The sequence below is a fragment of the Nostoc sp. genome (assembly GCF_036918015.1).
GTDB lineage: Bacteria > Cyanobacteriota > Cyanobacteriia > Cyanobacteriales > Nostocaceae > Nostoc.
In genome coordinates this window covers 48,013-54,279 of record NZ_JBALEO010000046.1, presented here as the reverse complement: position 1 = coordinate 54,279, position 6,267 = coordinate 48,013, and the positions used below count along the sequence as shown (strand labels likewise).

Sequence of the window (6,267 nt, the reverse complement as noted above, 5' to 3'; positions counted from 1 at the left end):
AGGTGGATGAATCCAGTTCAAAGGTGGATGAACGGAGTTCAAAGGTGGATGAACGGAGTTCAAAGGTGGATGAACGGAGTTCAAAGGTGGATGAACGGAGTTCAAAGGTGGATGAACCCAGATAAATTATCACAAAGACGCGATAAATCGCCGTCTCTACAATAATCAGTCCTTCGTCTTGACGACGATTTATCGCGTCTCTTACCTTAACTGAACAGTATTGCGATTAGCTTATACCAATTTAATGTGAAGCTGCACTAAATGAGTAACTCTCTATTCTTGGCGCTCTTCTCTAACGAGACGCTACACGATGGCGTACTTGGTGAACCAGCGCTGTAGGCGGGTTTCCCACCGTAAGCGACTGGTGAACCCGAAGGGCGGTTCGTTTAATATTCTGTGCATCTTCTACTCGATCTCCTCAGAACTGCTTATCCTTCGTTAATCGGTGAATTCGTTGCCAGAGAAGATTAGCACTATCCGCATTTCCTTGATGTTCTTTGAGTAATGCCAGATGAGTCAGCGCCTCTTGGTGAGTCGGTTGTAAATAAATTGCTTTTTGAAAAGATTGTGCCGCCCGCTCATTTTGTGCCATCGCTTGCTGCACCTGACCTAGTAAAAGATATGCTTCAGTACTCACTTGATTTTTGTTGAGATAGTCGTTGCATAGTTTAACCGCCTCATCCAATCGACCTTCATCGGCTAAAGCTCTAGCTGTTTCTAACAAATTTACTTTTAGTTCTATTGGCAATATCGGATTCTGAGGAGCAACATTTAACCTCTCTTGGGCAACAAACTTGGAACGGTTTTTTTTCGGTAGCTGTCGCTTGTTGAGAACATCTATATTTTTGCCTGTGAAGCCTTGTCTCTGAAGATTGGGATGATGATTTTTGCGAACATTTTCGCCCCCTGTGGACTTTCGATGAGCAACAACTGAATTTTGACGAACTGAGATCAATTGAGTTTTAAACAATAACCAAGCTTCAGCGTGTCCAACAAATAGCAAGCCTTCTGGACTTAGCAACCTTTCTAAGACTTGAATCGTGCGCTCTTTTGTTGTCACATCGAAATAAATCAACAGATTACGGCAAAAGACTACATCATAAAGTGGCGTGTCAGCAAGAAAAGCCGGATCTGCCAAGTTGCCATTCATAAAATTCACCATAATTTTCACCTGTTCGCACAGGCGATATCCTGCCTCAGTTGACTGAAAATAGCGCTCTTGAAACGATTGGCTATTGCCGCGAAACGAGTATTGATTGTAGATTGCTCGTTGGGCTTTTGACAGGCACTTGTTGCTAATATCAACAGCATCGATGTGAATGTTTGTCGGATTTAATCCTGCTTCCAAAAGAGCGATCGCAATGGAATATGGTTCTTCACCCGTTGCACAGGGTACACTCAAAACCCGCAGTACGCCCTGGGGATTTTTTGGCAACCATTCAGATAATACGTAATGCTTCAGAAATGCAAAAGACTCTGGTTCTCGAAAAAACCAAGTTTCTGGAACAATCACGGTGTCAATCAGTGCTTCCCACTCCTGGGTAGATACCTGTAACTTCCCCAGATAGTGAGCAATATCCGTTATGCCGCAATCTGCCATGCGTTGATAAATTGCACTTGCGATCGCATCAGCACCAATAGAATTTGCATCCAAACCAATCTTGCTTTTTAGTAAAGCTTCAATAACAGATTGTGCCATTTATAGAGTCTTCAGACCAATCTAAAATCTAGTATTGTGATGACTTTCTGGCAAGAGATTGACTTGCTGTGCTTCTGACAACAAGTACTCAATGCGAAGGCACTGAATCATCCCTTGATCATCTACAATCATCTTGCCCAAATATGGCGCTGTATCTATCTGGATATTGGGATCAACAAATTCAGACTCAGACTTATGTAATGTTTCTACAACTTGTTCTGTCATCAAACCCAAAATATAGGGAGCCTGAAGTTCTGTATTATTACTCCCCCAATAATTGACTAGGACAATCCTAGTACTCAGGTACTCACTGGAGGGTTTACCACGCATCAACTGACATAAATCAATTACTGGTACAATGCGTCCCCGATAATTAAAAACACCAGCGATATGCTCAGGCTGCTGGGGCAAAGTTTTGAGTACAACAAGTGGTATTACTTCTATAACCTGTCGGCTTGCTATGGCATATCGCTCATTCCCAATGTTGAGAAGTAACATTAACACTAATTTTCATCTCCAGTGCTAGCTTTTGTATTATTTGTAGACTATGCAAGACACCTATCATAGGATGTCTAGTAATAGTAGGTTGGGTTGACGCAAGGAAACCCAAGACTAACAAATTTAATTTTTATCAGCAATACATGATACCCATTCTTTAAAGCTGCCATGTATGACAATATCTGTAAATTCATTGCCGAAAACTTCAAAGATGACTTGGCAACTTGGTTAATAGGTTCACCGATTAAATTAACAGAACTTAGCCCTACTGAATTATCAAGCGAACCAATTCGCGCCGATTCGTTAATTTTATTGCAATCTGATGATTTAGTTCTACATACCGAATTTCAAACCAACCCTGATGAAGATATTCCCTTTCGGATGTTAGATTATCGAGTTAGGGTTTATCGGCGCTTTCCTAACAAAGAAATGCGTCAAATAGTAATCTATTTGAGAAAAACCAGTTCAGAATTAGTTACTGAAAACAGTTTTAGATTAAACAACACTTACCATGAGTTTGAGGTAATACGGCTGTGGGAACAACCAACAGACAGGTTTATGAGTATTCCAGGTTTATTACCCTTTGCCGTGCTAAGTCAAACAAACGATCCTACAATGGTATTAACCCAAGTAGCCAAAGCAGTTGAAGCAATTAGCGATCGCCAGCTACAAAGAAATATAGCTGCTGCCAGTGGCATTTTAGCAGGTCTGGTATTAAAGAAGGATGTAATTAAGAAGATTTTCAGGAGTGAGATTATGCGCGAATCAGTCATTTATCAAGAAATCCTAGAAGAAGGCGAAGCCAAAGGTGAAGCCAAAGGCAAAGCAGAAACAACAAGAAAGTTGGCTTTAAATTTGTTGCGAATTGGCATGAGTTTAGAGCAAATTGCTCAAGTTACTGAATTATCTATTGAGCAAGTTCAAGTTTTACAACAGGAGATTCAAAATTCTTAATTTTAATTAATCGCTTTAGAAAATACGTGCCTATACAAGCAAAACCCGCGAATGCGGGTTTTGGAGTTTTTATGAGTCAGCGCAGACACAATACGCTTCGGTTAGGGCTTTTTGATTAAAATTCTAAATCACAAAGACGCGATAAATCGGCGTCTCTACAATAATCAATCCTTCGTCAAGACAAAAGATTTATCGCGTCTCTTGGCTTAATCGAACCGTATTGAGCGCAGACGGACTTGGTTTGTGTAAACGCAATTTTTTATCGCCTTATTTAATCAAACTAAAACTCAGCACTTTGCGGTGTACGCGGGAAGGGAATCACATCACGAATATTTCCCATACCAGTCATAAATTGCACGAGTCGTTCAAAACCCAATCCAAAACCAGCGTGAGGGACAGTACCATAACGACGCAAATCAAGATACCACCACAAATCTTCTGGGTTTAATCCTTGTGCTAACACGCGGCGTTCTAGAACTTCTAAGCGTTCTTCGCGCTGGGAACCACCGACAATTTCGCCAATTTTCGGTGCGAGAATATCCATTGCGCGGACGGTTTTTTCATCGTCATTCAAACGCATATAAAATGCTTTGATTTGCGCTGGATAATCTGTAACAATTACTGGCTTTTTAAACTGTTGTTCAGCCAGATAGCGTTCGTGTTCTGATTGTAAATCTAAACCCCAACTCACAGGATATTCAAATTTAACATCAGCTTTTTCTAAAAGTGCGATCGCTTCTGTATAAGTTAAGCGTTCAAATTGATTAGTAATAATATTCTCGGCTGTTGCCAACACAGATTTATCAATGCGTTCATTGAAAAATTCCATATCTTCTGGGCAAGTTTCCAACACATATTTAAAAATGTGTTTGAGAAACGCTTCAGCCAAATCCATATCGCCTTCTAAGTCACAAAAAGCCATTTCTGGCTCAACCATCCAAAATTCTGCTAGGTGGCGCGAGGTGTTAGAATTTTCTGCACGGAAGGTAGGGCCAAAGGTGTAGACGTTACTAAACGCCATCGCCATCACTTCCGCTTCCAACTGGCCGCTAACAGTTAAATATGTGGGTTTAGCAAAAAAGTCTTGGCTGTAATCTACTGCTTGATTTTCTGTGCGGGGAATATTCTTTAAATCTAAACTGGTAACGCTAAACAGTTCACCTGCGCCTTCGCAATCGCTAGCAGTGATGATGGGTGTGTGTACCCACAAAAAGCCTCTTTGTTGGAAGAATTGGTGAATTGCTGCTGAACAAGCATTTCTGACGCGGAAAACTGCACCAAAGGAATTAGTCCGCGATCGCAAATGTCCAATGGTTCGCAGAAACTCAAAGGAATGGCGTTTCTTTTGCAGGGGATATGTATCGGGATCAGCTTCGCCGTAAACTTTCACGCACTCGGCTTTCAATTCAATTCGCTGTCCTTTACCAAGAGAAGCCACTAGCACCCCTGTCGCTTCCACAGCAGCACCCGTATTCAATTTTTTCAAGATAGCTTCGTAATCTGGCAAATCCTGATTAATGACGACTTGCAAATTAGCTAGTGATGAGCCGTCATTGACTTCAATAAAAGCAAACCCTTTGGACTCGCGCTTCGTCCGCACCCAGCCTTGCACTTGGAGGGATTCATCAGGTTGGCCACTTCGCAATATTTCTGCAATCCGTCGATTTACCATATTTATCCAGCATAAGATTTTAATATCCAGCCTATGATAACGCCCATTCCACCAAAGCGGACGACTTGCCAGAAAGGTTTTTTGAGGCTACGCCAAGAAAATAACTGGCTTTCTAAGTTGAGTTCTAGCATTTCCAACTGTCGTTGAATTTGCCGCAACTCTGCTTTGATTTCTGGTGTCTGAGATTTATTGTGCTTTAGTTGATCCCGACGCTGTTGCCATTGTGCCTGTTGTTGGCGATCGCGCTGCACTTGATCGTAACGTTCTCTTAAGGATAGGAGCGATCGCTCTACTTCCTCTAATTCTTGTTCAAAATCTGGTTCTGGAGTTTCCCCTGGCTGTTGTGATTGTTTAGACGGCTTCATGTGCAAGTAGTAAACTAAGATTAAAGGCGAGTCTGCCAATAGTCAAAATTAAAACTATGAGTTTTTGACTCAGCACTCAATACTCAGCACTCAGCACTCATAATTATGTCTCAATCTACTCAGCTGCCGAAAACCAGTCAACTGAATGAACTTAGTACTCTGGAACTAGCTCAAGCTCTCATGGAAAGACTGAGCATTTCCCCTAACGATTGGCATCGCCTCAAGTCTAACCGCAATTCCCGCGCTAATGAACAAGTGGCAGCAGCTATTGTGTATCTTTTAAAGAATCAGCCACAAGAAGCTCAAGCTAGATTAGAACAGGCAATTGGTTGGTTAGATCGCTCTATTTCTGCGCCTCCCTGTCCAACTCACGGAAAAAGTTAGAAGTTAGGAGTGATGAGTTAAAAGTTTTAAATTCCTAACTCTTAACTCCTAACTCCTAACTCCTAACTACCCTACCGCCGCAGAGATAGTCCCCGGCGATTTTCCATTTGTTTACAAAGCCTCAATTCTGTGCCTTTGCGGTTCCACTGCACCTGATCAAAAATTTGATGCAGAAGACATAAACCACGACCATTTTCTGACTCATCTGGTGGAAGATAATCTGTTGGCTCTTCATTCGTAGTAGATGAAGGAGTAAAGCCACTACCCTGGTCTGATATTATCCACCAATATTGATTATCTATTACGGAAAAACGAACTACAACTGTTTTACTTGGATCGAGATTATTGCCATGTTTAGCTGCATTTACTAGGGCTTCTTGAAGTCCTAGACGCAGTTCTGCTTGTAATTTTGCTGGAATTTCTGCCAACAATAAATCTAATATGGGACAAAGGTAGAGGGTTGAGGCAAAACTAATAGTGCCCCAATAACGTCCAACTGGACGGAGTGAAATAGTAATCACAAGAGAAACCCCATAGCTTTCAGTTAGCTAGACATCAGTTTGCTATTACAGTCACCCTGATAAAACTTGAGGTGGTCATGCTGCCTTCAAACTTGCGTCTTTAAAACTAAATTTTGAAAATGCTAGGGAGCATTGGCTTTATAACTATGAGTTGGGATTGTTTAGATATATATC

General features: G+C 41.5%; 7 protein-coding genes. 2 read left to right on the top strand and 5 right to left on the bottom strand.

Annotated features, from left to right (window positions below; genetic code table 11):
- Positions 1-418: 418 nt before the first annotated feature.
- On the bottom strand, positions 419-1,699 hold the full coding sequence (locus V7K61_RS10795) for a CheR family methyltransferase (RefSeq protein WP_335053322.1): 1,281 nt from the start codon (positions 1,697-1,699) through the stop codon (positions 419-421).
- Between the two features lie 21 nt (positions 1,700-1,720).
- On the bottom strand, positions 1,721-2,197 hold the full coding sequence (locus V7K61_RS10790) for a chemotaxis protein CheW (RefSeq protein ID WP_335053321.1): 477 nt from the start codon (positions 2,195-2,197) through the stop codon (positions 1,721-1,723).
- 168 nt (positions 2,198-2,365) lie between these two features.
- Here V7K61_RS10790 and V7K61_RS10785 point away from each other — a divergent pair, with 168 nt between their 5' ends.
- Positions 2,366-3,151, top strand: a complete 786-nt coding sequence (locus tag V7K61_RS10785) for an Rpn family recombination-promoting nuclease/putative transposase (protein ID WP_335053320.1) — start codon at positions 2,366-2,368, stop codon at positions 3,149-3,151.
- A 280-nt stretch (positions 3,152-3,431) separates the two neighbouring features.
- Here the strand turns inward: V7K61_RS10785 and asnS are convergent, their stop codons facing one another.
- Positions 3,432-4,823: an asparagine--tRNA ligase gene (asnS, locus tag V7K61_RS10780; protein ID WP_335053319.1), complete on the bottom strand. Its 1,392-nt coding sequence runs from the start codon at positions 4,821-4,823 to the stop codon at positions 3,432-3,434.
- A gap of 2 nt (positions 4,824-4,825) precedes the next feature.
- Positions 4,826-5,188 carry a hypothetical protein gene (locus V7K61_RS10775; RefSeq protein ID WP_335053318.1) on the bottom strand — a complete coding sequence of 121 codons (363 nt, stop codon included), beginning with the start codon at positions 5,186-5,188 and terminating at the stop codon, positions 4,826-4,828.
- Positions 5,189-5,293: 105 nt separating this feature from the next.
- Between V7K61_RS10775 and V7K61_RS10770 the strand changes: the two genes are divergently transcribed.
- Positions 5,294-5,572, top strand: coding sequence for a DUF6439 family protein (locus V7K61_RS10770; protein ID WP_094328229.1), 279 nt, complete (start codon positions 5,294-5,296; stop codon positions 5,570-5,572).
- A gap of 71 nt (positions 5,573-5,643) precedes the next feature.
- On the opposite strand, the gene V7K61_RS10765 is transcribed toward V7K61_RS10770, so the two are convergent.
- Positions 5,644-6,093, bottom strand: coding sequence for an ATP-binding protein (locus tag V7K61_RS10765; protein WP_179068619.1), 450 nt, complete (start codon positions 6,091-6,093; stop codon positions 5,644-5,646).
- Positions 6,094-6,267 lie beyond the last annotated feature (174 nt).